Origin of the sequence: Photobacterium aphoticum (genome assembly GCF_001029435.1) — a bacterium.
GTDB lineage: Bacteria > Pseudomonadota > Gammaproteobacteria > Enterobacterales > Vibrionaceae > Photobacterium > Photobacterium aphoticum.
Genome location: NZ_LDOV01000052.1, coordinates 26,256 through 53,172, shown reverse-complemented (window position 1 = coordinate 53,172; position 26,917 = coordinate 26,256). Strand labels below are relative to the sequence as shown.

Sequence of the window (26,917 nt, the reverse complement as noted above, 5' to 3'; positions counted from 1 at the left end):
GAAAAGCAGAAAAGCAGAAAACAATGACAGGTAGTGGTGGCGTTGACAAACCCCAGATACAACAAAGCCCCAACTTTCGTTGAGGCTTTATCGTTTGAAATTGGTGCCCGGGGCCGGACTTGAACCGGCACAGTTATTCACCGGCGGATTTTGAATCCGCTGCGTCTACCAATTTCGCCACCCGGGCATATGCAGCCAATTATACGTATATTGATTTGATATACAAATACTATTTTGGCGAAAATCTGAAAAAACGCGTCAACTGAACAAAAAGCCAGCAAACACATATTCCTGACGTTTCACGAGCGCATCCGTGAACACCTTCGTGAACACATCGACAAAGGCCAGCATGCCTTGTTGGCTTGCTCTATATCAGAGGCTGATACTACAGATCTCGGCGCTGACAAATTCTGACCGCCAGATACAACAAAGCCCCGACTTTCGTCGAGGCTTTATCATTTAAATATGGTGCCCGGGGTCGGACTTGAACCGACACGGTTATTCACCGGCGGATTTTGAATCCGCTGCGTCTACCGATTTCGCCACCCGGGCAGATGCGGCCAATTATACGCAGCCCCGAACCCGGTGCAAGTGTTTATGATGAAGAATCTTACCCAAACGCACCGTTCGAATAAGTTTTAGCCACAAGAGGGGTAATTCGTCTCTTTTAAAAGCAGCCACTCCTTAACTCTCTGAGCCATCAAAGACTTTTACTTCCCACTCTTGGGGACACGCAGGTTTAGGCTTTGCCAGCACAGCCAGGATAAATGCTTTAACCAGTAACCTTTTTGCTGAGTATATAGCAGGAATGGAAACCAACGCCGAGAGGGATGAAGTGCCAACGTCAGCGAGGCACGAGACGGTACGGTAAGGACGAAAGTATACGCCGCCAGCTGCTCTTGGAATGCACGGGCTGGCTCCTTCGTTTTTACCGTCGACCTCCCCCTTGCTAACAGCGCTTTGATATGAGGCTGTCGCCACAGGCGAACCAGATGTAGTAGATGAGAAGGCTCAGTCAGTTGAACCGTGACGGTTTGATCATCCGCTTGGATCAAGAGTGAATCAGCACCAACATCCACTGTCAGCGCTCCGTGTAAAGACAACATCCGATCAATCACCCTCAATCGAGGTTACGGCCACGAATACTGATACTGCCGCTGACCGTCCAGGTGGATTGCTCCGATTTCTCCCCTGTCCCACTTGGCACACCGATCTCCACATGATCAAACTCGTAAGTGAGTTCAGCATGTCGCTCTGTCAGTTTGTCATAAAGCGCGCCTGCCAGTTCCGGCCAGTTCGTTGTGTTGTCATTCGCATCTGCCATGGGTTCTCTCCTGTGATGAACATTCACCTTAATACCGTCTGCCACGCCAAGAAGATCACTGCCGCGACTCTCGTCCTCTTACTGGGTACGAATATGGCCGTAATTGACGGACAGTGTTCTAACTATAGTTCCTCTCGCCGCCGGCACCCTTCGCTAGGCCTCTCATTTACAAGACACTTCCCATTCACCCTGACTCGGGAAGTTGTTACACTGACTGCGTTTATCCCTCACTCACGACGTTTGGACAATACAGTGAAAAAGAAACCACAACAGGACGTGCCTGCGCAAAAAAACTACCCGGGACTTTTCCGCCGTTTGGGCGCATGGATTTACGACAGTTTAGTCATTGCGGCCGTATTAATGTTGGCTGCTGGCGTCGCTACCGGGTTGGCAGCGCTGCTCGCGCATTTAGGCTGGATTGACACCACCGGCTATATCGATATCAGTGCTTATATGACACAACACCCGGTGATTGGCATGCTGTATACCGCTTATCTGGCCGTGGTGATGGTCGGTTTCTTTGCCTACTTCTGGTGTAAGGCAGGCCAAACCTTGGGGATGCGCGCCTGGAAACTGCGTCTGCAAAATAAAGACGGCAGCAACCTTCGCTTCACCCAAGCCCTGATCCGCATGGGGACCTCTGCATTTGGTTTGGGCAACTTGATGGCACCGTTTAGTCGTGAAAAACAGTCTTTCCAAGACATCATGGCAGAATGTGAGATGGTGGTATTACCGAAGGTCAACTGAATCACGCATCACCCTGATCACACGTCACCTTAGCGGCCACAAACCACACTGGTTTCACTGAGGTGATCAACAGACATGGTCAAAAGACGCGATCAAAAAAAGGAGCCACAAGGCTCCTTTTTTGTTTTTATCGTCTGTCTCGCTATAACTTACGACGCAGCAGATAGATGGTAATGGCGAGGAACACCAAGCTCGGCCCCAAGGCACCAATGATCGGGTGTAAGCGGTACACAATACTCATTGGGCCAAACACCTCATTGGAGATGTAGAAGGCAAAACCAAAAATTACACCGGACAGGACACGTGCCCCCATGGTCACAGAACGCAGCGGGCCGAACACAAACGACAACGCCAGCAACATCATGACCGCAATCGACACCGGCTGCAGCGCTTTACGCCAGAAAGCCAATTCGTAGCGGGAGGCATCCTGCTTCGACTCTTTCAGGTAGCTCACATAATCGTAAACCCCTGATAGCGCCAATTCTTCAGGCTTCACCGTGACCACCGCCAACTTGTCTGGTGTCAGGACGGTTTTCCACGGCATGACCGCCACTTTTTCATCGGTCAGCTGCACATTACCCATGTGAGTAATGGTCACGTCTTTTAGCTGCCAGCCTTTTTCTGCATCGTATTCTGCCGACTCAGCAAAGGTGGTTTCGGTCAGTTTGTTCTTCTCGTCAAACTCCCAAATATTGATACCAAACAGCTCTTTTTGTTCATGTACACGGCCGATATAAATGAAGTCATTATTGTCCTTCGCCCATACCCCGCGCTGCACCGACAGCATGTTACCGCCCGATGTCCAGAACGCACGCAATTCACGCGCCGCTTTCTGGGCTTCCGGTGCGCCCCATTGACCCAGCAGCATCACCATCAACATCAAAGGCACAGCGGTTTTCAGTACCGACAGACCGATATCCAGCTTTGAGAAGCCTGCGGCCTGCATCACCACCAGCTCCGAGCTCGACGCCAGCATACCCAGACCAATCAAGGCCCCCAACAGCACGGCCATCGGGAAGAACATTTCGATATCACGGGGAATACTCAGAAGCACGTACGCCAATGCTTTCCACAAATCATACGTCCCATCGCCGACTTTACGCAGCTGCTCCACATACTTGATGATAGCGGACAGCCCCACCAAGGTAGACAGGGTCAACGCCGAGGTCGAGATGATCGTACGGCCAATGTATAAATCCAGAATCTTAAACATTAGCCACGTCTCCGAAGTTTTTCACGCAATTGACGCGCTGGCAGCGTATCCCACGTATTGAGGGCAATCGCCACAAAGAAAATCAACACATTAATCGCCCACAGGCCAATGTATGACGGCAAAGCGCCATCTTCGACCGCAGACTTACCGGCACTGATCGCCAGGAAGTAGGTCAGGTAGATCAACACCGCCGGCACCAGTTTGGCAAAGCGGCCCTGACGCGGGTTCACCGCCGACAGCGGTACCACCACCATGGTCAGCAACGGAATACACAGCACCAATGACATACGCCACTGGAATTCAGCTTTCGCGGCGGATTCCGGTCGCTTCATCAGCTCTAAGGTGGGCATCGCATCCCAGTCGCGGTTCTTCGCCCGCACGGCACGCTGGCCGATCAAGGCCTGATAATCATCAAACTCGGTGACGGAATAATCCAGACGGGTCGGAATGCCTTCATAACGCGCCCCACTTTTCAGGTCGAGGATCTGACGGCCGTCTTTTAGCTCACTCACGTAACCGCGATCAGCCACCAGCACACTCGGACGTAACGTATCTTGTGCCGTCAACTGTGCCACGAACACGTTCTCAAGACGGGTGCCGCTGTCGGTGATGTCATTGACGAACACCACGCCCTTGCCATCCGGCGCCGCCTGGAACTGGCCTTTCACCAACAATTCCAAACCGGAATCGGCCTCGACCTGCTCCATCACCTGTTCGGTTTTCTCAACCGACCACGGTGCCAGCCACAAGGCATTGAAGGCCGCGAACGAGCCAGTAATGATCGCCAGCCACAAGGCCGCTTGGATCAGGAACTTGTTCCCGATACCGGTGGCGTTCATGACAGTGATTTCACTTTCCGCGTATAAACGGCCGAAAGTGAGCAGGATCCCGATATACAAACTGAGTGGCAACATCAGCAATGCCATCGACGGCATATACAACCCCAACAGGGTCGCGATCAGGTCACTGGGGATAGACCCCTCTGTGGCATCCGCCAAAATGCGGATGAATTTCTGACTGATAAAGACAAGAAAAAGCACAAAAAGCACTGCAAACTGGCTTTTTAATGTCTCACGCGTCAAATACCGAACAATAATCACGCTTTATTTACCCATAGAAAACTTGTTTTTTTACTGGAATCACTATAATTTTTCGGTTAGTTAGTTATTTTTTAATCTTTCGGTTAATTGTTAACCTGCACTTTAATCCTATACCGAATCTGCGGTCCAGCAAGTAAGTGCGGCATTATCTAACATTTAGCTTTAATTGTCTTTATTAGGATGTAGGAGTACGCATGGAGTTCAGTGTCAAAAGTGGTAGTCCAGAAAAACAGCGAAGTGCCTGTATCGTCGTCGGTGTTTTTGAACCACGCCGCCTTTCTCCGATCGCCGAACAACTCGACAAGATCAGCGAAGGCTACATCAGCTCGTTGCTACGTCGTGGTGATCTAGAAGGTAAAGCTGGCCAAATGCTGCTGCTTCACCATGTACCAAACGTATTATCAGAGCGTGTATTACTGGTTGGTTGTGGTAAAGAGCGCGAACTGGATGAACGTCAGTATAAACAAATCATCAAGAAAACAATCAGCACCCTGAACGAAACCGGTTCCATGGAAGCCGTCTGCTTCCTGACTGAACTGCACGTGAAGGGCCGCGATACCTACTGGAAAGTCCGTCAGGCCGTTGAAACGACCAAAGACAGCCTCTACACCTTTAATCAGTTTAAGAGCAATAAGCCAGAAACGCGTCGTCCACTGCGCAAATTGGTGTTCAATGTCCCGACTCGCCGTGAATTGTCACTGGGTGAGCGCGCTATTGCACACGGTCTGGCTGTCGCTTCAGGCGTCAAGGCCGGTAAAGATCTGGGCAACATGCCGCCAAACGTGGCGAACCCGGCTTACCTGGCATCACAAGCTCGCCGTCTGGCTGACGATTTTGAAACCGTCACCACCAAGATCATTGGTGAGCAAGAAATGAAAGAGCTGGGCATGACCTCATACCTGGCCGTCGGTCAAGGCTCGAAAAACGAAGCCATGATGTCGGTTATCGAGTACAAAGGCAACCCGGATCCAAACGCGAAGCCAATCGTGCTGATCGGTAAAGGCCTGACCTTTGACTCAGGCGGTATCTCTATCAAGCCATCTGCGCAGATGGATGAGATGAAATACGACATGTGTGGCGCGGCGACCGTCTTCGGTGCGATGAAGTCACTGGCCAAGCTGAACCTGCCAATTAACGTCGTCGGTGTACTGGCCGGCTGTGAAAACATGCCAGGTGGCGGTGCCTACCGTCCGGGTGACATCCTGACCACCATGTCAGGCCAAACCGTTGAAGTACTGAACACCGATGCAGAAGGCCGTTTGGTACTGTGTGACGCATTAACTTACGTTGAGCGTTTTGAACCAGACTGCGTGGTTGACGTCGCAACGCTAACCGGTGCCTGTGTGGTCGCGCTGGGTCATCACATCAGCGGTTTGATGTCTAACCACAACCCTCTGGCGCACGAGCTGATCAACGCCTCAGAGCAAGCCGGTGACCGTGCATGGCGTCTGCCAATGAACGATGAGTACCAAGAGCAACTGGCAAGCCCATTTGCGGATATGGCGAACCTGGGCAGCCCAGGCGCGGGAACCATCACAGCGGGTTGCTTCTTGTCACGCTTTGCCAAGAAGTACAATTGGGCACACCTTGATATCGCCGGTACCGCATGGGTCGGTGGTAAAGACAAGAGTGCAACGGGCCGTCCGGTCCCATTGCTGGTCCAATTCCTGCTCAACCGAGCTGGCCTAGAAAACCTCGAGTAATCGTTATATCAAGGGGGCCAATTGGCCCCCTTTGTTTATTAGAGAAATCACAATGACTCATGCTACTTTTTATATGATCGATGAAAAGCATCTGGCGGCAGACAGCGACTACCTGTTGCACTTTGCCTGCCATCAAGCAGCCATGAGTTACCGTCAGGGACACAAAGTCTATCTGCTCGCAGCCAGCAAATCGCAGGCTGAACAGATAGATGAGTATTTATGGCAACAGGAACCCGACAACTTCGTGCCGCACAATTTGATTGGTGAAGGCCCTCGCGGCGGCTCACCGGTTGAAATTGGCTGGCCCGGCTTACGCCACAGCGGACGGCGCGGTGTGTTAATAAATTTGGGTCAAGAGACACCAAATTTTGCCGTTACCTTCTCACAAGTGGTAGACTTCGTTCCTTGCGATGAAAAACTCAAGCAGTTGGCGCGGGAAAGGTATAAGCAATATCGCCAAGCCGGTATTCAGCTTCAAACCGCCGCTGCCCCTGATACGCCCTAATTCCACATAGATCCTTCTAAGAGCGCTATGGAAAAGACATACAACCCAACTTCAATTGAACAGGCGCTATACCAGCGCTGGGAAGAGGCTGGCTACTTCAAGCCTCACGGTGATACCACTAAAGCTGCTTACAGCATTATGATCCCACCGCCAAACGTCACCGGTAGCCTACACATGGGCCACGCGTTCCAGGATACCATCATGGATACCCTGATCCGTTGTGAACGTATGAAGGGTAAAAACACCCTATGGCAGGTTGGTACTGACCACGCCGGTATCGCGACGCAGATGGTTGTTGAACGTAAAATCGCTGCCGAAGAAGGCAAGACGAAGCACGACTACGGCCGTGACGCGTTCATCGACAAAATCTGGGAATGGAAAGGTGAATCAGGCGGTACTATCACTAAGCAGCTACGTCGCCTAGGCGCATCGGTAGACTGGGATCGTGAGCGTTTCACTATGGATGATGGCCTGTCTAACGCCGTACAGGAAGTGTTCGTACGTCTGTATGAAGATGACCTGATCTACCGTGGTAAGCGTCTGGTTAACTGGGATCCAAAACTGCACACAGCAATCTCGGATCTGGAAGTTGAAAACAAAGACACCAAAGGCCACATGTGGCACTTCCGCTACCCGCTAGCGGATGGCGTGAAAACCGCTGACGGTAAAGACTACATCGTGGTTGCGACCACGCGTCCTGAAACCATGCTTGGCGATACCGGTGTTGCGGTTAACCCAGAAGATCCACGTTACAAGGATCTGATCGGTAAAGACATCATCCTGCCTATCGTTGATCGTCGCATCCCAATCGTGGGCGATGAGCACGCAGACATGGAAAAAGGCACAGGTTGTGTGAAGATCACCCCTGCGCACGACTTCAATGACTACGAAGTGGGCAAACGTCACAGCCTACCTATGATCAACATTCTGACGTTTGACGCGAACATCCGTGACGCGGCAGAAGTGTTCAACACCAACGGCGAAGCGTCTGACGTTTACGGCACCGAACTACCAGCTAAATACCACGGTATGGAGCGTTTCGCGGCGCGTAAAGCGATCGTGGCAGAGTTCGACGAGCTGGGCCTACTAGAAGAAATTAAAGATCACGACCTACAGGTACCATACGGTGACCGTGGTGGCGTGGTGATCGAACCAATGCTGACTGACCAGTGGTACGTACGTACTGCACCGCTAGCAAAAACAGCGGTTGAAGCGGTTGAGAACGGCGACATTCAGTTCGTGCCTAAGCAGTACGAAAACATGTACTTCTCTTGGATGCGTGACGTTCAAGACTGGTGTATCTCTCGTCAGCTATGGTGGGGTCACCGCATCCCGGCTTGGTACGACAACGATGGCAACGTATACGTAGGCCGTACTGAAGAAGAAGTACGTACTAACAACAACCTTGCACCTGTGGTTGTTCTACGCCAAGACGACGACGTACTGGATACCTGGTTCTCGTCTGCACTGTGGACATTCGGTACACAAGGCTGGCCTGAGCAAACTGACGATCTGAAAGTGTTCCACCCATCAGACGTGCTGGTAACCGGTTTTGACATCATCTTCTTCTGGGTTGCGCGCATGATCATGATGACCATGCACTTCGTGAAAGACGAAAACGGCAAACCACAGGTACCGTTCAAGACGGTTTACGTAACGGGTCTGATCCGTGACGAAAACGGCGACAAGATGTCGAAGTCAAAAGGTAACGTCCTTGACCCAATCGACATGATCGACGGTATCGATCTTGAGTCTCTGGTTGAGAAGCGTTGTGGCAACATGATGCAGCCTCAGCTGGCCGCGAAGATCGAGAAGAACACCCGTAAGACGTTTGAAAACGGTATCGAAGCCTACGGTACTGACGCCCTGCGTTTCACCCTTGCAGCCATGGCTTCAACTGGTCGTGACATTAACTGGGATATGAAGCGTCTCGAAGGTTACCGTAACTTCTGTAACAAACTATGGAACGCTAGCCGTTACGTAATGATGAACGCAGAAGAGCAAGATTGCGGCTTCAACGGCGGTGAGATCGAATACTCACTGGCGGACAAGTGGATCGAGTCTCAGTTTGAACTGGCAGCGAAAGCGTTCAACAACCATATCGACAACTTCCGTCTGGATATGGCTGCGAACACCCTGTACGAATTCATCTGGAACCAATTCTGTGACTGGTACCTAGAGCTGACTAAACCGGTTCTATGGAAAGGCACTGAAGCGCAACAGCGTGGTACACGTCGTACGCTAATCACCGTACTTGAGAAGACCCTGCGTCTGGCTCATCCTGTGATCCCTTACATCACTGAAACTATCTGGCAGAGCATCAAGCCGCTGGTAGACGGTGTGGAAGGCGACACCATCATGCTACAGGCTCTGCCTCAGTTTGATGAAGCGAACTTCAACCAAGAAGCACTTGACGATATCGAGTGGGTGAAAGCGTTCATTACCAGCATCCGTAACCTGCGTGCGGAATACGACATCAACCCAGGTAAACCACTGGAAGTGATGCTAAAAGCTGACGAGAAAGATGCAGCACGTCTAGAAGCGAACAAGCAAGTACTGATGTCTCTGGCAAAACTAGAGTCTGTACGTGTACTGGCCGCTGGCGAAGAAACACCGGCGTGTGCAACCGCACTGGTCGCGAAGTCTGAGCTGATGATCCCAATGGCGGGTCTGATCGACAAAGATGCAGAGCTTGCGCGTCTTGATGGCGAAATCAAGAAAACGCACGGCGAGATCAAGCGTCTGGAAGGCAAGCTAAACAACGCAGGTTTCGTGGCGAAAGCACCGGAAGCCGTTGTTGCCCAAGAGCGTGAAAAGCTCGTTGGCTACCAAGAAACACTGGCTAAGCTAGAAGAGCAGAAGACAACGATCGCTGCACTTTAATCGCTAGAAGCAACTAATAGAATCAAAGGGTTGGTGCGAAAGCATCAACCCTTTTTGCATTTATGGCTCAAAGAACACCCTATTCAATAGCTTTTACCTATCAAACTAATCTTCACTACCCATTATCTTTGTTGATAATAATTCTCAATAATACACCTATCGAAACGACATCATCATTCACCCATCACGATAGGGATTTCACCATGAAAAAGACACTGACCTTTGCAGCGCTCCATTTTACGATTGCATTGAGTGTCGCTTACGCACTGACTGGCGACCTGCTCATTGGTAGCTTGATTGCGATGATTGAGCCATCGGTTAACACCGTCGCGTTCTATTTTCATGAGAAAGTCTGGCAGCGCGTGCCCGCCCTGAAAGCCCGCCAGCACCTGACCCAATGGAAAACGGCCAGCTTTGCCACCGTCCATTTCAGCGTCGCTTTTACTGTGGTGTACTTACTGACCGGTGATGCCTTTGTCGGCGGGATCATGGCCCTGTTAGAGCCAAGCCTGAACAGTGTGGCGTACTACTTCCACGAGAAAGTCTGGCTACGTCGCAGTGAAAAACACGTATCAGCCATGCCAAGCTTCTGTGTCCATCAGCACGCGTAAGCCGCTCTCAGCCTGCCCACCCACAGAAACAACAAAGGAGCCACAACGGCTCCTTTGACAGTCGATAAGCACAACACGCTCTACCGGGGAATTACATCCCCGATGTTGGGGCGGCCTCTTCCTCTGCCGGTTTAGGCTCAAGGCTTAACAGCACCACACCCGGCTCCCCGGTCTGCGCCATGCTCAACGTAAAGCCCGTCGGAATATCACTATCCTCAATATGGATATTCTGCATGATAAACGCATCAATGTGACGATTCGTCTCTGCAGCCCCTGACTCTGCGGCCTTACTGGCTAAGCCCATCATCAGCCCGCCAAGGGTCGCAATCGGCCCCGGATACGCCTGCAAGACTTGTACAAACGTCATCCCTTCATAACGATCGTAATAAATCGTCTCAGGGCCAAAAAAGATGAACCCGACGCCCACCGCTAAAATCACGCCCCCAACGACAAAAAAGAAATTCGACAAACTGTTATCTTGTGGGGGAATGTCCATTTTGATCCGACAGGGAAGATCACTGACCGTGACCGGTCCTTCGTGAATATCCATATTACCTAGCCTTTATGTTTTTATGAAAGGCCAATACTAGATACCCTTTTTAGGCGGAAAAAAAGGCAAGCGACTAACCGCTTGCCTGAATTGGGGAATGGCACCATTCCCATATAAAAAACAGGGATATCAGTTATAAAAAGATGAGAGATCCCTCGCAGTGACTAACCCGTCTCTATTCTCCCAACGCCTCGATACGCTCAACCAAGCGCGGATGTGTCATCAACCATTGTGGCACGGCCTCCTCCTCATCCCCTTGGGTTGCCACGCTCTCATGCAAAGCTTCAAACATCGCTTTCATCGGTGCAACGGTGCCATACAACGCCCGCATGTGTGACGCGGCGTACGCATCGGCTTCCTCCTCGGCCTCACGGGAATAGCCTTGCGACATCACAAACACCCCCGCCCCGCTGAGCGTATCAATCACGCCACTGCTCTCGCCAGTGATCACCATAACGGATACCGACAACAGGACAGAACGCACCATCGCCTGCATCACATGCTCATGCTGCACATGGCCTAACTCATGCAACAACACGCTCTCCAACTGTGCCGGTGTCTCTGCCAGTGTGACCAAGCTGTCGAGCACAATCACGGTCCCGTCACTCAAGGCAAACGCATTCGGCCCGCTTTCTGACGCGCGAAACAACAAACGCGGCGGTACCGGAAACGGTCCAAGCCGAGTCTGTAGCGCCTCAAACTGGGCTCTCACCGCCTGTTGCTGTGCCTTGCTCAACTGTGAGGGCAGCAAAAAATGATCGTCCAGTGTGTCCAGAACATGCTCGCCCACATGCTGGGCAACGGGCGAAGGGATCACCACCACCAACGCCCGAGACAGCCAAGGGATCCCGTGGGTAAAGAAGCCAATACACAGCAGCAAGGTGACCATCAGGCTCACGCCAATCATCGGCCAATGACGCTCCAGACGGTGCAAGCAAGATCCGAATCGAGCCGGCAAGGCGGGAGCTAACGCAGCAGCACAGGCCGAGGCATCATTCGGAATAAACAACGCCCCATCCGGCCAGATCACTTTCATCGGCAAACGCCCCAAAGGCGGATCGATGGTTACCGAAGATACAGGTACCGTTTGTACAACGCGATCGTCAATACTACGCTCGGTTTCAACGGGTTGCGCTTCAAGAAACGCCCTATCCTCAGACGCGTTACCCTCAGGAGCAAACGTCAATTGCAACCGATCATCTGGCAGCACCGTCAGTGTGGCCGCTTGTTTCTGAGCGCTGCACGGTGGATGGTACACCCCATGCATGCTCACTGTCTGACTACGCATAGTCGGTAGGATCCTTCTGTCCGTTATCAACCAATGCCCACATCCAAATCAAAAGCATTCGCCATTTCATCCCCGATTGCAGAATCGTCACCAAAGTGTTCACCCTGCGCCGTCAGTTGTGACAGGTCCCCGTAAACCACCGTACAATCAGCCACATAACGGGCACTGCGTACCATGATCCAAGGACGTCCAAAACCTAACGTCACCAAGGCCAACAGGAAGTTCGTCAGGTGCAACATCACCAACCCACCGGCCGTCATGCGCGAGCCCAAGCCATAGGCCGGCTCCCCCTCAACAGACACCTGCGAGAACACATAGTTACGGATACGGGCATGGACAAACCCGCTGACCACCAGCATCACCACAAACATGCTGATATAAAAGAAGACCCCCATAAAAATCAATGCACCAGGGTTTATCGCCTCAGGCCCATGGGCTAACTGCGTCAGTGCTGACAAGCCAACACTGAAGCCCATAATCAATACCATCACCAAGCTGAGTGCTGCCCCCAAGGCGCCCGCCAACAAATACGTTTTCACGTAGGCACGGGTTGTCAATGTCGCCGTAAAAGGACGATTCCCGTAGCGGTAACCATTCACAAAGTACGCCGAGCTGCGCATGGCAATCCAGACATACCCAATGAAGGCCGCCACCGCGATAACAAGGCCCAACACGCCCGCCAACGCCGTCGGCAGATTAGCTGCCAGCGCCATGCTGCCACCGAACAACACAAACAACGCCGCCGGCCAGCCCAAGAACACCATGTAAGCGCCACCCAACGTCCCGACAAAGTTAAAACGCACATTGCGATAACTGGTCATGCGCGCATCAAAGCGAGTATTGCTAACAATCAACCACGGCATCAGCGCAATGAACAGCAGCAACAGCACACCGGAGAGCAGAGGGAGCGTATTGGAGCTCAATACCCACACCCAAACACAGATGATAGCCACAATCCGGCCTTTGAGAATTTGCAGCGGTTGACCGTGATAATCAAAACGATCGGCGCCCAACTCGGTATTGCCATAAAAATACTTTTTCGTGCGCACCTTGGCCCACGCAGAGTAGATCCCCAAGGTCACCACACTCAGCAAAATATTAACGATCCATATCCCGAAGAACTCCCCGCCCCGACCATAAAACCTGATCTGATTTTCCATCATTCACATCCTTGTAAATACACTTGATTAAAACCTGCGCAATAGGATAATCCCTTCCTCTACAACAGCGGATTATTGCCTGTCGGACTGCGAGAGGCATCACAAGGATTTCGCGCTTGAATCAGAGCAATATTGACGGCAAACAGACTGCCCCTGCATAGTGTGGTTCGACAGTGCTTTCGTCCGTCGTATCAGAAAGCACGCGTACCCGGAGAACCACATGGACGCCGCGACCCTTCGCCAACATTCACGCTTATTAGTGCGCCAACTGGGCATGCTCGACAACCAGTGCGGCAAGATGGATCTCACCCCGGTTGAGGCCCATACCCTGATTGAACTCGATGATCTGACGCTCTCTGTTGATGACATCATGCAACGCTTGCGGATCGATAAAACCGCCGCCAGTCGTACGCTGGCCATTTTGCTTAATCAAGGACTGGTGAGCCGCCATGCCTGTACCGCTCAACCTTCGTCACATGATCACTCACCGCCAAGCGCACATCAGCAAGGCTACCAGCTGACACCAGCCGGCCAACACAAACTGACCACCCTGCATCAGCAACTCAACCAACAGGTCGAAGGCTTTTTAGCTCAACTCGATAGTGATGAGATCACCCAACTGGGTACCAGCTTGTCGCGCTATATCAAAGCGATGCAAACCACCGAGGCACAACACGGCTATACCCTGCGATTACTGACCCCTTTAGACAATGCGGCCATGGCAGCCGTGGTACGACGGGTGTCGGCAGAGTTTGGTCTGACACCAGATAAAGGCTACGGTGTGGCCGATCCGACGCTGGATTGCCTCAGCGAGGTGTATCGCGATGAAAACTGCGCGTATTGGGTGATAGAAAAAGACAACCGCATTCTGGGCGGTGGCGGGATCGCGCCACTGGCCGGCGAGCCGGGCGTGTGTGAATTGCAAAAGATGTACTTTTTGCCTGCGCTACGGGGGAAAGGGTTTGCCCGCCGCCTGACAGCCACCGCGCTGAAGTTTGCCCGTCAGCACGGCTTTGATGCCTGCTATTTGGAGACCACCGCCTGCTTGCAAGCGGCGGTTCGCCTGTATGAGGACATGGGCTTTGCGCCGATCCCTCATGCACTGGGTAATACCGGTCACGATGCGTGTGAAATTCGTCTGCTCAAGGCCTTGTAGCAAACCCCAGAGCCAAAGCACACCAGACGCGACATGTGAGAGATAAAAAGCACAAAAAAAGCTGCCCGTGGGCAGCTTTTCAATGGGTCAGATCAACGGGGAATTACTCCTCGTCATCCTCATAATCTTCATCGTCGTCTTCGCCAGACTCGAAGTATGTACCCCAGCCGTCGTAGTCGATGTTGTGTTTTTCAGCCAGTGCGATCAGCTTTTCAGCTTGCTCGTCAATCACTTCAGCATTCAATGCAGATTCCATCACGGCATCGAAACACACGATTTTACCGCCACCCTCTTCTGGTGTCAGTTCAAGCTCTTCAGCTTCCAATACTTCAAAGCCCATCTTGAAGGCTTCAACTGCCGCAGCTTCTAGCTCTTCAAAGGTATCTGCTGAAAAGTGATGCTCAATTGTGTAAAGCGCATCTGGCTCACTGCCATCTTCAAGCAATGCCGCAATGATCTCGCGGGTCTCTTCCTTCTGCTCTGCAATCAGTTCTGCATTAGACATGGGGGTAACTCCAACTGTGGAATAAATTCGATCGCAAATATCGCACGGATTGCCTTGAATTGCCATGGCAATTTTACAGGGATTCGCACGAAATACCGGCGTTCTTCGTCTGTTGATTTCGGCCAATATCGCCACAAGATAAAAATACAATTGCAAAAATAAAGAATAGTTATTCACTTTTACCGCAAAATACGCTAACAATAGAGTTAAGCATTATCAAACGGCTTCGGCGTGCATCAGACAACCGGCGTTTGCGAACCAGAGAGACACGATCAAAAAGGATGACATCATGGCTTTTAATCTGCGTAACCGTAACTTCCTCAAACTGCTCGACTTCACGCCTCGTGAAATTCATCACCTGCTGTCTTTGTCAGCCGAACTGAAAAAAGCCAAGTACAACGGGTATGAGCAACCTCGCCTGACCGGTAAGAACATTGCGCTGATCTTTGAAAAAACCTCCACCCGTACCCGCTGTGCGTTTGAAGTGGCTGCGTTTGATCAGGGCGCACGCGTCTCCTACCTGGGCCCGTCCGGCTCACAGATCGGCCATAAAGAATCGATGAAAGATACCGCGCGCGTGCTGGGACGCATGTACGACGGTATTGAATACCGTGGCTTTGGCCAGGCCGTAGTGGAAGAGCTCGGCGCTTACGCCGGAGTACCGGTGTGGAATGGCCTGACAGATGAATTCCACCCTACCCAAATCTTGGCCGACTTCCTCACCATGCAAGAGCATGGCCGGGGCAAGCAACTGCATGAAATGACCTTTGCCTATCTCGGTGATGCCCGCAATAACATGGGTAACTCCCTGATGGTGGGTGCGGCAAAAATGGGGATGGATATTCGTTTGGTGGCCCCACAAGCCTTCTGGCCGGAGGCCGAGTTAGTGGCGCAGTGCCAAGCGATAGCCGAAGAAACCGGCGCCAAAATCACCCTGACCGACAACGTCGAAGAAGGCGTCAAAGGCTGTGACTTCCTCTACACCGATGTCTGGGTCTCGATGGGTGAAGCCAAAGAAGCGTGGGACGAGCGTATCAACCTGATGCTGCCGTATCAGGTCAATATGGACGTGCTCAAAGCGACCGGTAACCCGCACGTGAAATTCATGCATTGCCTGCCGGCGTTCCACGGTGAAGACACCACCATTGGTAAAGAGTTGGCACAAACCTATCCGGCACTGGCCAACGGCGTGGAAGTCACCGACGAGGTGATTGAATCCACACATTCGATTGTGTTTGATGAGGCGGAAAACCGCATGCACACCATCAAAGCCGTCATGGTCGCCACGCTGGGACAATAAGCGCATACGCCACAGCCAGACGCACATTCACCACGGGTAACAGCCTAACAAGAAGACAATTTGCCCGCGCAAACGCTTGCGGTCATAAAAAATGGGGGTATAATCCTTCGCAATTTGTCTAAAGAGAATGAGAAAATGCGCCCATTAGCAATCACAACATTGCTGCTATCTCGTCGCTTCGCGGCGGCGGTGCCTTTTTTTGTTTTTCTTGTTATTCGTAAAAAGAGCCTCCTTTTTTAAGGGGGCTTTTTTTTGCCTGTCGCCGGACGAAGCGCAGGCCGTATCATCATCATCGTGATTGTAGAGGGAAGAGAAGCCATGGCGAATCCGCTGTTTCAAAAGCACATTATTTCCATCCCGGAGCTAAGCCGTAGTGATCTTGAACTGGTCGTGGAGACGGCCGGCAAGCTAAAGGCGGATCCAAATCCGACCCTGTTGAAAAACAAAGTGGTAGCGAGCTGCTTCTTTGAGCCATCAACCCGTACCCGTCTGTCGTTTGAAACCGCAGTACAGCGTCTGGGTGGCACCGTGATTGGTTTTGATAGCCCAGGGAATACGTCACTGGCGAACAAAGGTGAAACCCTGTCGGACTCGATTCAGGTGATCTCCTCTTACGTCGATGCGTTTGTCATGCGCCATCCGCGCGAAGGGGCGGCACGTTTGGCCTCTGAGTTCTCTCACGGTGTGCCGGTGGTGAACGCCGGTGACGGTGCCAACCAGCACCCGACGCAGACCCTGCTGGATCTGTTCACCATCTACGAAACTCAGGGACGTCTGGATAACCTGAATGTCGCGTTTGTGGGCGATTTAAAATACGGCCGTACCGTACACTCGCTGACTCAGGCCCTGTCGAAGTTCAACAACATCAACTTCTACTTCATCGCGCCGGAAGCTCTGGCGATGCCAGACTACATCTGTGAAGAGTTGGATGAAGCAGGCATCAGCTACAGCCTGCACAGCGACATGGAAACCGTGATCCCTGAGCTGGATATCCTGTACATGACCCGCGTGCAGAAAGAGCGTTTCGATGAGTCAGAATACGTGCACATGAAAGCGGCATACATCCTGACCGCGAGCATGCTGGCAGAGGCCCGTGACAACCTGAAAGTGCTGCACCCATTGCCACGTATTGATGAAATCACGGTAGATGTGGATCAGACCAAACACGCCTACTACTTCCAGCAAGCGGGGAACGGTGTATATGCCCGTGAAGCGTTGCTTGCCCTTGTACTGAACGAAGACATTTAAGCCGGAGAGATCATCATGACAAAAGAAACCCAACTACAGGTCGAAGCGATCAAAAACGGGACAGTGATCGATCACATTCCGGCAAACATCGGTATCAAGGTACTTAAGCTGTTCAAGATGCACACCACGCAAGAGCGTGTGACCATCGGCCTGAACCTGCCGTCTTCTCTGCAAGGCAGCAAAGATCTGATCAAGATTGAAAACACCTTCATCACCGAAGATCAGGCCAACCAACTGGCTCTGTACGCGCCAAAAGCGACCGTGAACCAGATTGAAAACTACGAAGTGGTGAAAAAACTGGCGTTGTCACTGCCAAGCCAGATCCGTGCCATCTTCAAGTGCCCGAACAGCAACTGTATCTCTCACGGTGAACCGGTAGACAGCAGCTTTACCGTGATCACCAAACGTGATGATATTCAGCTGAAGTGTAAATACTGCGAAAAAGTGTTCTCACGTGAAGTGGTGACAGAACACATCTAAGTCCACGCCCTCAGGGATCACTCCGTTTCATACCAGCGTTTTTTCGCGTCTGGTATAAGAAAACCGGCTCAAGCTTGAGTCGGTTTTTTTATTCTCACATCTGATACAACTGCTTTTCCTGCTTTATCACTACCTTGAAACTTAGCGCCCAAAATTTAGGCCCAGCATCATTCCTCTTTGCTCATTTCTAAAAGGTCAGTGGTATGCAGTTTCTTTTCGCGTCTGCGATAGGTTTTACCCGTACTTTATTCTGTCTTGCTCGCCGGCACATACTGGCTATGCTGTTTGTTTGCACCGCATGGCTGTGTGGCTGTATTGCGAGCAACGGCAGTGTGGAAACGGCCGCCCCCCATAGCGCCAATAAAATGCTCGTGATTGGGGTTCCACTCTTGTTCGGTGGCTTTGGCTCCGGCGTACCGATCACCGAAGAGTATCTGATCACCGCCAAACATGTGGCTCGCCTGTCCTGGGATGTCGGCATCATTTACCACCCCGATTGTGATTTGGCGTTAGTGCCCCGCCAGTCAAACAGCGTGCCGCGCTGGGGACTGATCTATCCGGATCAACCGGTGAAACACGTCGGGCATTCCCTGCTTGGTAACAGTATTCGCGGAGAAGGCAAATACCTGCAAGATGTGATTGATACCAACACCCGCTGCCTCTATTCCCTCAGTGATGCGCCGGTGATGTCTGGCATGAGTGGCGGGCCGGTCTTCAATGCCAACGGAGAGATTGCCGGGATCACCATTGCTATCGTCCATAACCCGGAAGATTTGCGCAACCTGCGCCCGGCGGTGCGCTACAGTCAATTCCTGCCTGCGCCGTTGATCGTTGACTGGCTTACCGCCCTTGGGATCAGCCCGTCACAAGCCAGCCCGGCATTGCGTCAGGCACAGGTGTCGGAATACGTCACGCGACTTAACCGCACCAGCTTAGCGCCCGTGATGCCGGCTCACAGCACACAAGTCACCGCCTCCCGTCAGGCCTCTGGCTCCCCTGACCAAGCCGCTCCTCGGCCCAACGCCTCCCTGAGCGATGCACCGGATCGTCGCGCCCGTCACGGCATCTTTTCCCCGCCCGATCCTGATACCTCAGCACAAACCGATACACACACGGCGTCACAAGCTGAGCAACAACATGTCCGCCAGCACGTATGGGAATAGTCCCCGATGCGGGCAACCAAACCACAGGACATATACTCGCTGGGAATATCGGCATTTCCGACCCGATGCGTATGCAGAGGAATCGAGAGAAAAACCTCGTATGAAAACCCTTTGACCTTGGCTGCATTGAGTTGCAAACTAAGCCATCTCTGATTTCCTAACCTGTATAAAGAAAGGATAAGCAATGACTCAAGTACTTCACACCGAGCAGGCACCTGCAGCAATTGGTCCATACGTACAAGGTGTTGATCTTGGTAACATGGTACTGACTTCTGGTCAGATCCCAGTGAACCCACAAACGGGTGAAGTGGCTGAAGATATCGCTGAGCAAGCACGCCAATCACTGGAAAACGTGAAGGCCGTGGTTGAATCTTCAGGTCTGAAAGTCGCTGATATCGTGAAAATGACGGTATTTGTGAAAGATCTTAACGACTTCGCGACCGTGAACGAGGTATACGGCAAGTTCTTCGACGAGAACAACGCGCCTTACCCAGCACGTTCTTGCGTAGAAGTATCTCGTCTGCCAAAAGACGTGAAAATCGAAATCGAAGCGATCGCTGTGCGCAAATAAGGCTGTTGCCTGACGCGTCCCGCGCAAAAAAAAGCTGCCCATGGCAGCTTTTTTTATCACCTGGATTTCTGTGTTCGCTATCGCTTAACGCGCCGCCAGTACCATCACCAGCACTTGAGGAAACCAAGCAGTAAACAACGCCGGTTCAGCCGTCATGGTGTGTTGCAGATCCGCTTCTGGCCACCAACGATAGGCCATCACCTCGTCCGGATTCGGTACCACAGCAATATCAGCCGCATCGGCCACCAGCACATGATCCAATTCGTGTTCAACCAAATCGTTATCCAAGTCCGCGCGGTAAATAAAATCGCCGATATCTGTCAGTGCCGTGACACCGGTGATCCCCATTTCTTCCGCTAAACGGCGGATCCCCGCCTGGGCAAACGTCTCATTCTGACGTGGGTGGGAGCAACAGGTATTGGTCCACAAGCCTCCGCTGTGGTATTTCCCCATCGCACGCTGCTGTAGCAAGTACTCACGTCCGGCGACGCCATCACGGTACAACAGCACCGAAAACGCCAGGTGCAAAGCGCCATCACGGTGTGCCTGCATTTTTTCCTGTGTCCCTACTGCACTGCCGTGCTCATCCACTAAAATTACGTGTTCTTCACTCATGGCTCTACCACTACCCAAATAAAAAGGACATGCCATGACATGTCCTTATCCTACTCACTCAGGCAACATCCTGGGTGGAACGACTTACTTTGCTGAACGGCTGGCCGCTTCGGCATTCAACGCAATCAGCTTCTGCTCCATGATGTCACGGCTGCGTGTTGCCAGCTCGCGCACATCTTCTTTGGTCAATCCGTCAGTTGAGATCGGTGGCATGACTTCCACAATCACGACCCCATTGTCCCAACGGTTAAGTTTAACACCTTCCGTGCTGCTGCACACAATAGGGACTACCGGCACATTGGCACCGATCGCCGCATGGAACGCACCGGTCTTAAATGGCAGCAAGCCACGACCGCGAGAGCGCGTCCCTTCCGGGAACATCCATACAGACACGTTACGGGATTTGATTTTCTCGACCACCTGACCAATGGTACCCACCGCTTTGGTGCGGTTAGCACGGTCAATCAGGATGTTACCAGTCAGCCAGTACAACTGACCAAACAGCGGCAACCACACCAGGCTTTTCTTGCCCACCGTCACCGTGCGTGGCATCACCGCGCCCGATACCGTAAACAAGTCAAAGTTGTTCTGGTGGTTAGCAATGTACACACTCGGGCCCACTTGATCGGCACCCGGTGCATAACGAATTTCCAGTTTGATCCCGAACACGCGGGACATCTTGCTAAACAAACGGCCAAACGTGTGGACGTGTTTTGGGTTACGTGGGCTGAGCAGGCAATAGCCACAGCCGAACACAAACATGACAATGGCAAAGATCGCCACCGCGATCATGCGCAATACAAAAATCATTGACTACTCCTCGGCGTACAAGCGTTCGCTAGTATACGCACGCGACAGGAAAAAACATCCCTTATGTCGACTAATAAGACCACCTTGCTCACAACCTTGCGCCATGGCCGATCCTTGTCTTCACAAGCAGAAAAACAAAAGCCCTCCACAATAGGAGGGCTTGCGGAGGGCTTAACAACCTACCGCGCAGTGTTACTCGGCGGTTGGCTCGGTCACGTCAGACGTACCTTGATCGATTTCCATGCGCGTCACACGCTGCAGACCACGTGGCAACAAGGCACCACGACGGCCACGTTCACCACGGAAGTTCTCCAGATCCGACGGCTTCAGACCCAACTTACGCTTGCCAGCATACAGCGTCAGGTAACTGCCTTGCGGCAAGACGACTAAGTGTGACAAGAACTCTTCACGGGCTTTTGAACGTGCTGCCGGAATGTTGATGATCTTGTTCCCTTTCCCTTTGCCCAGCTGCGGCAAATCTTTAATTGGGAACAACAACATACGGCCTTCATTGGTGATCGCTAGGATTTCATCCTGATCCAGATCCGCAATACGTTGTGGTGCCATCACTTCTGCGTTTTCCGGCACGGTCAGCAACGCTTTACCGTTCTTGTTCTTCGAGACCATGTCGGCCCCTTTACAGATAAAGCCGTAACCCGCATCCGAGCCCATCAACCACAATTGCTCGTCTTCCGACATCATCACCTGACGCATCGCAGTGCCCGGTGTTAAGTTCAAGCGGCCTGTAATCGGCTCACCCTGACTACGTGCTGACGGCAAGCTGTGCGATTCCAGCGCATAGCTGCGGCCATCGGAGCCAAGGAAGATGGCTGGCTGGTTACTCTTACCGCGCGCGTGCGCCAGGTAGTTATCACCAGACTTGTAGCTCAGGGTAGACGGATCCACCTCATGGCCTTTAGCGTGACGGATCCAGCCTTTTTCTGACAACACCACGGTGATCGCTTCAGAAGGGATCAGCTCGCGCTCAGTCAAAGCTTTGGCCTCTTCACGCTCTACCAATGGCGAGCGACGGTCATCACCGTACTTCTCAGCATCTGCCAGAATTTCTTTCTTGATCAGGGTATTCAGACGACGCTCAGAGCCCAGCAGTTTCTCTAGCTGCTCACGCTCTTTCGACAGTTCATCCTGCTCACCACGGATCTTGATTTCTTCCAGTTTCGCCAACTGGCGCAACTTGATTTCCAAAATCGCATCGGCCTGAATCGCACTCAGGTCAAAACGCGACATCAACTCGGCTTTCGGATCGTCTTCACTGCGGATGATCTCAATCACTTCATCGATGTTCAGGTAGGCAGCCAGCAAACCTTCCAGAATATGCAGGCGCGCGATCACTTTGTCCAAGCGGTACTGCAAACGACGACGCACGGTATCACGACGGAAGATCAGCCACTCGCTCAGGATTTCCACCAAGCCTTTCACTTCTGGGCGGTGATCCAGACCCAGCATGTTCAGGTTCACGCGGAAGCTCTTTTCCAGATCCGTCGAGGCAAACAGGTGGTTCATCAACTGCTCGCTGTCAATACGGTTAGAGCGCGGTACGATCACGATACGGGTCGGGTTTTCATGATCCGACTCATCACGCAAGTCTTCGACCATTGGCAGCTTCTTGGCACGCATTTGCGCCGCGATTTGCTCCAACAGTTTAGAGCCTGACACCTGATGCGGCAGTGCCGTGATCACGATGTCACCGTTCTCTTTGTGCCACACCGCGCGCATCTTGATGCTGCCACGGCCGGTACGGTAGACCTTCTTCAGATCCGCTTTCGGCGTAATGATTTCCGCTTCAGTCGGGTAATCCGGGCCCTGTACGAAATCCATTACCTCATCAAGCGAGGCTTTCGGGTTTTCAATCAGGTGAACGGCAGCATTGGCCACTTCACGCACGTTGTGAGGCGGAATATCAGTCGCCATACCCACGGCAATGCCGGTCACGCCGTTCAGTAGGATGTGCGGCAAGCGTGCCGGCAGCATCTTCGGCTCTTTCATGGTGCCGTCGAAGTTCTGACCCCACTCAACCGTGCCCTGACCCAACTCGTTCAGCAGCACTTCCGAGAAGCGAGACAGACGGGATTCGGTATAACGCATCGCGGCGAAGGATTTCGGATCATCCGGCGCACCCCAGTTACCCTGGCCGTCGACCAATGGGTAGCGGTAAGAGAACGGCTGTGCCATCAGTACCATGGCTTCATAACACGCTGAGTCACCGTGCGGGTGGTATTTACCCAGCACGTCACCCACGGTACGGGCAGATTTCTTGTACTTGGCTGTCGCAGACAGGCCCAGCTCAGACATCGCGTAAATAATACGGCGCTGTACCGGCTTTAAGCCATCGCCGATAAACGGCAAGGCACGATCCATGATTACGTACATGGAATAATTCAGATAAGCGTCTTCGGTAAACTTCCGGAGCGGAAGCTGTTCTACGCCATCCATTGAGACATCAGTCATCGTCGGGTATTCCGTTCTATCTTGTGCGGTGCAGGTCGGCGCTATGCGAAACTATGCTGCGGCCCACCTGCCCATTATGTCTTTCTTATTGAGCCGACGCTTATACGTCCGCTTTATCGCCTTTGCTCTGCAACCAGTGACGACGGTCTTCTGCACGCTTCTTGCCCAGCAGCATGTCCATCATTTCCGTGGTTTGTGCATCGTCATCAATGGTCAGCTGTACCAGACGGCGCGTATTCGGATCCATGGTGGTTTCGCGCAGCTGCAGCGGGTTCATCTCACCCAGACCTTTGAATCGCTGTACGTTAACCTTGCCACGTTTACCGCTCAGGCGCTCCAGAATGCCATCTTTCTCGGCATCATCCAGGGCGTAGTACACTTCTTTGCCCAAGTCGATACGGTACAGTGGCGGCATCGCGATATACACGTGACCGGCACGCACCAAGGCTTCAAAGTGCTTCACAAACAACGCACACAGCAGCGTGGCAATGTGCAGACCATCGGAGTCCGCATCGGCAAGCACACAGATCTTACCGTAGCGCAGGCCACTCAGATCGTCGCTGTCCGGGTCGATACCCAGTGCCACCGAAATATCATGCACTTCTTGAGACGCCAGTACCTGATCGGCCGAGACTTCCCATGTGTTCAGGATCTTACCGCGCAATGGCATGATGGCCTGGAACATACGGTCACGGGCCTGCTTGGCAGAACCGCCCGCCGAGTCCCCTTCCACCAAGAAGAGTTCCGTGCGGTTCAAGTCTTGCTGCGAACAGTCCGCCAGTTTACCCGGCAGCGCAGGGCCAGAGGCAATCTTCTTACGCACCACTTTCTTGCTGGCGCGCATACGGCGATGGGCGTTGGCAATACACACTTCCGCCAATTGCTCGGCCAGTTGTGGACGCTCGTTCAGCCACAGGCTGAAGGCATCTTTCACCACACCAGAAACAAACGCCGCACACTGACGTGATGACAAACGCTCTTTCGTCTGACCGGCAAACTGCGGATCCTGCATCTTCACCGACAGTACGTAAGCACAACGTTCCCAGATATCATCAGCGGTTAGCTTCACGCCGCGTGGCAGCAGGTTACGGAATTCACAGAACTCGCGCATTGCATCCAGCAAGCCCTGACGCAGGCCGTTCACATGGGTACCGCCTTGCGCGGTCGGAATAAGGTTAACGTAACTTTCGCCGACCAGATCACCGCCTTCTGGCAGCCACAACAGCGCCCAATCCGCCGCTTCTGTCTGACCATTGAAGGCACCGGTAAATGGCTCTTCCGGCAGCAAGGTGTAACCTTTCACGCCTTCCAGCAGGTAGTCTTTCAGGCCATCTTCATAGCACCAGGTCAAGGTTTCATTGTTCACCTTGTCAGTGAAAACAATTTCCAGCCCCGGACACAATACGGCTTTGGCTTTCAGGTTGCTCTTGAGGCGAGAAACCGAGAATTTCGGGCTGTCGAAGTATTTCGCATCCGGCCAGAAATGCACACGGGTTCCTTTGGCACGGCGGCCGCAGGTGCCGATCACTTCCAGCTCAGAGGCTTTGTCACCATTTTCAAACGCGATTTGGTAGATTTGACCGTCACGTTTGACGGTGACTTCAACACGGGTCGACAGGGCATTCACGACCGAGATCCCTACCCCGTGCAGACCACCAGAGAACTGGTAGTTCTTGCCCGAGAATTTCCCCCCGGCATGGAGTTTACACAGGATCAGTTCAACCCCGGATACGCCTTCTTCAGGGTGGATATCCACCGGCATACCTCGGCCGTCATCGATCACTTCAAGGGATTGGTCCGCATGGAGAATGACTTCAACTTTGCGGGCATGGCCTGCCAAGGCTTCATCGACACTGTTATCGATAACTTCTTGGCCAAGGTGGTTTGGCCGAACCGTGTCGGTATACATACCGGGACGGCGGCGTACTGGCTCAAGGCCATTTAGAACCTCAATGGCTCCAGCGTTATAGCTTTGCTCTGTCATAATTACGGAAAGTTACGGAAAATTTTTGTCACAATAGTCAGTAACCCCAACTCACTTGTCAAGTTAGGGCTCAGTGTGCGGTTCACATCTGTGAATCGGGTAGATCTCTTTAGTGCGTTAAAGCCCTAAGAATTCAATGATTTTTGCAGGGAATCGGTCAAAACCGACAAAACTGTGGTCGCCGTTCGGCTCAATGGTCGAGCGACAGGCTGCATATTTTGCCACCGCCTGACGGTAATCCAGCACTTCATCGCCTTCTTGCTGCAACAGCCATAATTGTTCAGGCTGTGCCACGGTCGCAATATCCAGCGCGCGCAATTCATCCATATGATGCGGCGTTAACACGTACTGCTCGCCCGTGTACGGGTTTTCCTGCTCACCCAGGTAGTCTTGCAGCAATTCGTACGGTTTCACCGCCGGATTGACCAGCACTGCAGGCAGTTGATAACGGGCATTAAGCCACGTGGATAAGTAACCGCCCAGTGAACTGCCGACCAGACCAATACGGTATTCGCCGGATAAGGATCTCACCAAGTCATCTAAAAACGCTGCTGCTGCCTCTGGATAACACGGGATCTGCGGGGCTTCCACGCGAATGTCCGGTCGCTCACGCTGGCAGTACTCTGCCATGATGCTCGCTTTGAGCGATTTCGGTGAGCTGTTAAACCCATGGATATAGAGTAGCAACGGTTTCATTTAATATCCTGCGGCATCAAAGTGGGGAGTAAAACAATGACCATCCAGACGCTGTACACGCGTCTCCAGCGTGCCATTGGCATGCAAGGTCAGCAGACGCCAACCCGGGCTTTTCTGATCTAAAGCGAAGTCATGGGAGTCAGGCTGGAACTGAATACAGGTCGACGGCGTTGCCAAAACACGCACGCCCTGATGAATGCGGTCCAATTCCTGATGAATATGGCCACACAAAATCGCGCGCACCTGAGGATGACGGCCCACCACCTGCCAAAACGCTTCGGCATTATGCAGTTGGTGCTGATCCAGCCACGTGCTGCCCGCTGGCAATGGATGATGATGGAGTAAAACGAGAGCATGGCGCTCAGGGTGCTGCGTTAACGCAGCATCGAGCATCGCCAGCTGCGCGTCACTCAACTCGCCGTGCGGAACGCCGACCACCTGACTGTCCAGCAGGATAATTTGCCAGTGATCGCCCGCCAACACATGGTGGCACGGCTTGATTTGTGGTGATGGCAGCACGGCTTGCATGCTTGGCTGGTAATCGTGGTTACCCGGCAGCCAGAAACACGGCTGCGACCAGCGTGCGATCCCCTCGCTGAAACGCTGGTAAGAAGCCTCGGTATGATCTTGCGAGATATCGCCTGTAGCGACGATTGCATCAAACGTGCAAGCGCTCGCCGCGATCGCATCCAGCACGGCATGAAAACTGTCTTTCGTCGCGACGCCCAGTAAGCTACCGCTATCATCGGCAAATAAGTGGGTGTCGGTAATTTGAAGTAGCACCACGCTAGCGGGGTCCGCCTGTGGCAGCGTGTAGTTCTGCAAAACGTCAAAAA

At 52.6% G+C, this 26,917-nt stretch carries 25 protein-coding genes and 2 tRNA genes; 11 read left to right on the top strand and 16 right to left on the bottom strand.

Annotated elements, in window-relative coordinates; genetic code table 11:
• Window positions 1–101: 101 nt before the first annotated feature.
• The 4 genes from ABT58_RS22330 to ABT58_RS22315 all read right to left on the bottom strand — a co-directional run bounded on the left by ABT58_RS22330 (window position 102) and on the right by ABT58_RS22315 (window position 1,324).
• Window positions 102–187: transfer RNA gene (locus ABT58_RS22330), tRNA-Leu, on the bottom strand.
• A gap of 279 nt (window positions 188–466) precedes the next feature.
• Window positions 467–552 (bottom strand) — tRNA-Leu (locus tag ABT58_RS22325).
• Between the two features lie 158 nt (window positions 553–710).
• Window positions 711–1,106, bottom strand: coding sequence for a hypothetical protein (locus tag ABT58_RS22320; RefSeq protein ID WP_047876643.1), 396 nt, complete (start codon window positions 1,104–1,106; stop codon window positions 711–713).
• Between the two features lie 14 nt (window positions 1,107–1,120).
• Window positions 1,121–1,324, bottom strand: coding sequence for a hypothetical protein (locus tag ABT58_RS22315; RefSeq protein WP_047876642.1), 204 nt, complete (start codon window positions 1,322–1,324; stop codon window positions 1,121–1,123).
• A gap of 252 nt (window positions 1,325–1,576) precedes the next feature.
• Between ABT58_RS22315 and ABT58_RS22310 the strand changes: the two genes are divergently transcribed.
• Entirely contained in the window at window positions 1,577–2,071 is a 495-nt protein-coding gene (locus tag ABT58_RS22310; RefSeq protein WP_229821801.1) for an RDD family protein, read from the top strand.
• 142 nt (window positions 2,072–2,213) lie between these two features.
• Here ABT58_RS22310 and lptG read toward each other — a convergent pair whose 3' ends face one another.
• Window positions 2,214–3,284: an LPS export ABC transporter permease LptG gene (gene lptG, locus ABT58_RS22305; RefSeq protein WP_047876641.1), complete on the bottom strand. Its 1,071-nt coding sequence runs from the start codon at window positions 3,282–3,284 to the stop codon at window positions 2,214–2,216.
• A complete protein-coding gene (gene lptF, locus ABT58_RS22300; protein ID WP_047876640.1) occupies window positions 3,284–4,384 on the bottom strand; it encodes an LPS export ABC transporter permease LptF in 1,101 nt (366 codons plus the stop codon). Before lptF ends, lptG begins: the two co-directional genes overlap by 1 nt.
• A 194-nt stretch (window positions 4,385–4,578) precedes the next feature.
• On the opposite strand from lptF, the gene pepA reads away from it, so the two are divergent.
• The 4 genes from pepA (at window position 4,579) to ABT58_RS22280 (ending at window position 10,086) form a co-directional block, all read left to right on the top strand.
• Window positions 4,579–6,087 (top strand): leucyl aminopeptidase, encoded by a 1,509-nt coding sequence (gene pepA, locus ABT58_RS22295; RefSeq protein WP_047876639.1) that lies wholly within the window; start codon window positions 4,579–4,581, stop codon window positions 6,085–6,087.
• A gap of 52 nt (window positions 6,088–6,139) precedes the next feature.
• The gene (locus ABT58_RS22290; protein ID WP_047876638.1) at window positions 6,140–6,592 is read left to right on the top strand and encodes a DNA polymerase III subunit chi; all 453 of its coding nucleotides are present in this window, start codon (window positions 6,140–6,142) and stop codon (window positions 6,590–6,592) included.
• 27 nt (window positions 6,593–6,619) lie between these two features.
• On the top strand, window positions 6,620–9,475 hold the full coding sequence (locus ABT58_RS22285) for a valine--tRNA ligase (protein WP_047876637.1): 2,856 nt from the start codon (window positions 6,620–6,622) through the stop codon (window positions 9,473–9,475).
• Between the two features lie 203 nt (window positions 9,476–9,678).
• Entirely contained in the window at window positions 9,679–10,086 is a 408-nt protein-coding gene (locus ABT58_RS22280) for a DUF2061 domain-containing protein (RefSeq protein ID WP_047876636.1), read from the top strand.
• Window positions 10,087–10,177: 91 nt separating this feature from the next.
• Here the strand turns inward: ABT58_RS22280 and ABT58_RS23580 are convergent, their stop codons facing one another.
• From ABT58_RS23580 to ABT58_RS22265, 3 genes are all read right to left on the bottom strand, one after another.
• On the bottom strand, window positions 10,178–10,636 hold the full coding sequence (locus ABT58_RS23580; RefSeq protein ID WP_053063174.1) for a hypothetical protein: 459 nt from the start codon (window positions 10,634–10,636) through the stop codon (window positions 10,178–10,180).
• Window positions 10,637–10,811: 175 nt separating this feature from the next.
• On the bottom strand, window positions 10,812–11,924 hold the full coding sequence (locus ABT58_RS22270) for a M48 family metallopeptidase (RefSeq protein ID WP_082211218.1): 1,113 nt from the start codon (window positions 11,922–11,924) through the stop codon (window positions 10,812–10,814).
• Window positions 11,925–11,950: 26 nt separating this feature from the next.
• On the bottom strand, window positions 11,951–13,084 hold the full coding sequence (locus tag ABT58_RS22265; protein ID WP_047876635.1) for a YjgN family protein: 1,134 nt from the start codon (window positions 13,082–13,084) through the stop codon (window positions 11,951–11,953).
• Window positions 13,085–13,304: 220 nt separating this feature from the next.
• Here ABT58_RS22265 and ABT58_RS23865 point away from each other — a divergent pair, with 220 nt between their 5' ends.
• Entirely contained in the window at window positions 13,305–14,240 is a 936-nt protein-coding gene (locus ABT58_RS23865) for a bifunctional helix-turn-helix transcriptional regulator/GNAT family N-acetyltransferase (RefSeq protein ID WP_082211217.1), read from the top strand.
• Between the two features lie 103 nt (window positions 14,241–14,343).
• On the opposite strand, the gene rraB is transcribed toward ABT58_RS23865, so the two are convergent.
• The gene (gene rraB, locus ABT58_RS22255) at window positions 14,344–14,745 is read right to left on the bottom strand and encodes a ribonuclease E inhibitor RraB (RefSeq protein ID WP_047876634.1); all 402 of its coding nucleotides are present in this window, start codon (window positions 14,743–14,745) and stop codon (window positions 14,344–14,346) included.
• A 289-nt stretch (window positions 14,746–15,034) separates the two neighbouring features.
• Between rraB and ABT58_RS22250 the strand changes: the two genes are divergently transcribed.
• The 5 genes from ABT58_RS22250 (at window position 15,035) to ABT58_RS22230 (ending at window position 19,507) form a co-directional block, all read left to right on the top strand.
• A complete protein-coding gene (locus tag ABT58_RS22250; RefSeq protein WP_047876633.1) occupies window positions 15,035–16,045 on the top strand; it encodes an ornithine carbamoyltransferase in 1,011 nt (336 codons plus the stop codon).
• Window positions 16,046–16,363: 318 nt separating this feature from the next.
• Window positions 16,364–17,293 (top strand): aspartate carbamoyltransferase, encoded by a 930-nt coding sequence (gene pyrB, locus ABT58_RS22245; RefSeq protein WP_047876632.1) that lies wholly within the window; start codon window positions 16,364–16,366, stop codon window positions 17,291–17,293.
• Window positions 17,294–17,308: 15 nt separating this feature from the next.
• Window positions 17,309–17,773: an aspartate carbamoyltransferase regulatory subunit gene (gene pyrI, locus ABT58_RS22240; RefSeq protein WP_047876631.1), complete on the top strand. Its 465-nt coding sequence runs from the start codon at window positions 17,309–17,311 to the stop codon at window positions 17,771–17,773.
• Window positions 17,774–17,976: 203 nt separating this feature from the next.
• Window positions 17,977–18,936 (top strand): hypothetical protein, encoded by a 960-nt coding sequence (locus ABT58_RS23575; RefSeq protein WP_156168836.1) that lies wholly within the window; start codon window positions 17,977–17,979, stop codon window positions 18,934–18,936.
• A 184-nt stretch (window positions 18,937–19,120) separates the two neighbouring features.
• Window positions 19,121–19,507, top strand: coding sequence for a RidA family protein (locus tag ABT58_RS22230; RefSeq protein WP_047876630.1), 387 nt, complete (start codon window positions 19,121–19,123; stop codon window positions 19,505–19,507).
• A gap of 84 nt (window positions 19,508–19,591) precedes the next feature.
• Here the strand turns inward: ABT58_RS22230 and idi are convergent, their stop codons facing one another.
• From idi to cpdA, 6 genes are all read right to left on the bottom strand, one after another.
• Window positions 19,592–20,122: an isopentenyl-diphosphate Delta-isomerase gene (gene idi, locus ABT58_RS22225; RefSeq protein WP_047876629.1), complete on the bottom strand. Its 531-nt coding sequence runs from the start codon at window positions 20,120–20,122 to the stop codon at window positions 19,592–19,594.
• A gap of 84 nt (window positions 20,123–20,206) precedes the next feature.
• Complete coding sequence (locus ABT58_RS22220; protein WP_047876628.1) at window positions 20,207–20,932, bottom strand: 1-acylglycerol-3-phosphate O-acyltransferase; 726 nt, start codon at window positions 20,930–20,932, stop codon at window positions 20,207–20,209.
• A gap of 192 nt (window positions 20,933–21,124) precedes the next feature.
• Complete coding sequence (gene parC / locus ABT58_RS22215) at window positions 21,125–23,401, bottom strand: DNA topoisomerase IV subunit A (protein ID WP_047876627.1); 2,277 nt, start codon at window positions 23,399–23,401, stop codon at window positions 21,125–21,127.
• Window positions 23,402–23,501: 100 nt separating this feature from the next.
• A complete protein-coding gene (parE, locus tag ABT58_RS22210; RefSeq protein WP_047876626.1) occupies window positions 23,502–25,385 on the bottom strand; it encodes a DNA topoisomerase IV subunit B in 1,884 nt (627 codons plus the stop codon).
• Between the two features lie 117 nt (window positions 25,386–25,502).
• A complete protein-coding gene (gene yqiA / locus ABT58_RS22205) occupies window positions 25,503–26,081 on the bottom strand; it encodes an esterase YqiA (RefSeq protein WP_047876625.1) in 579 nt (192 codons plus the stop codon).
• Entirely contained in the window at window positions 26,082–26,906 is an 825-nt protein-coding gene (cpdA, locus tag ABT58_RS22200) for a 3',5'-cyclic-AMP phosphodiesterase (RefSeq protein WP_047876624.1), read from the bottom strand.
• Window positions 26,907–26,917: the final 11 nt, after the last annotated feature.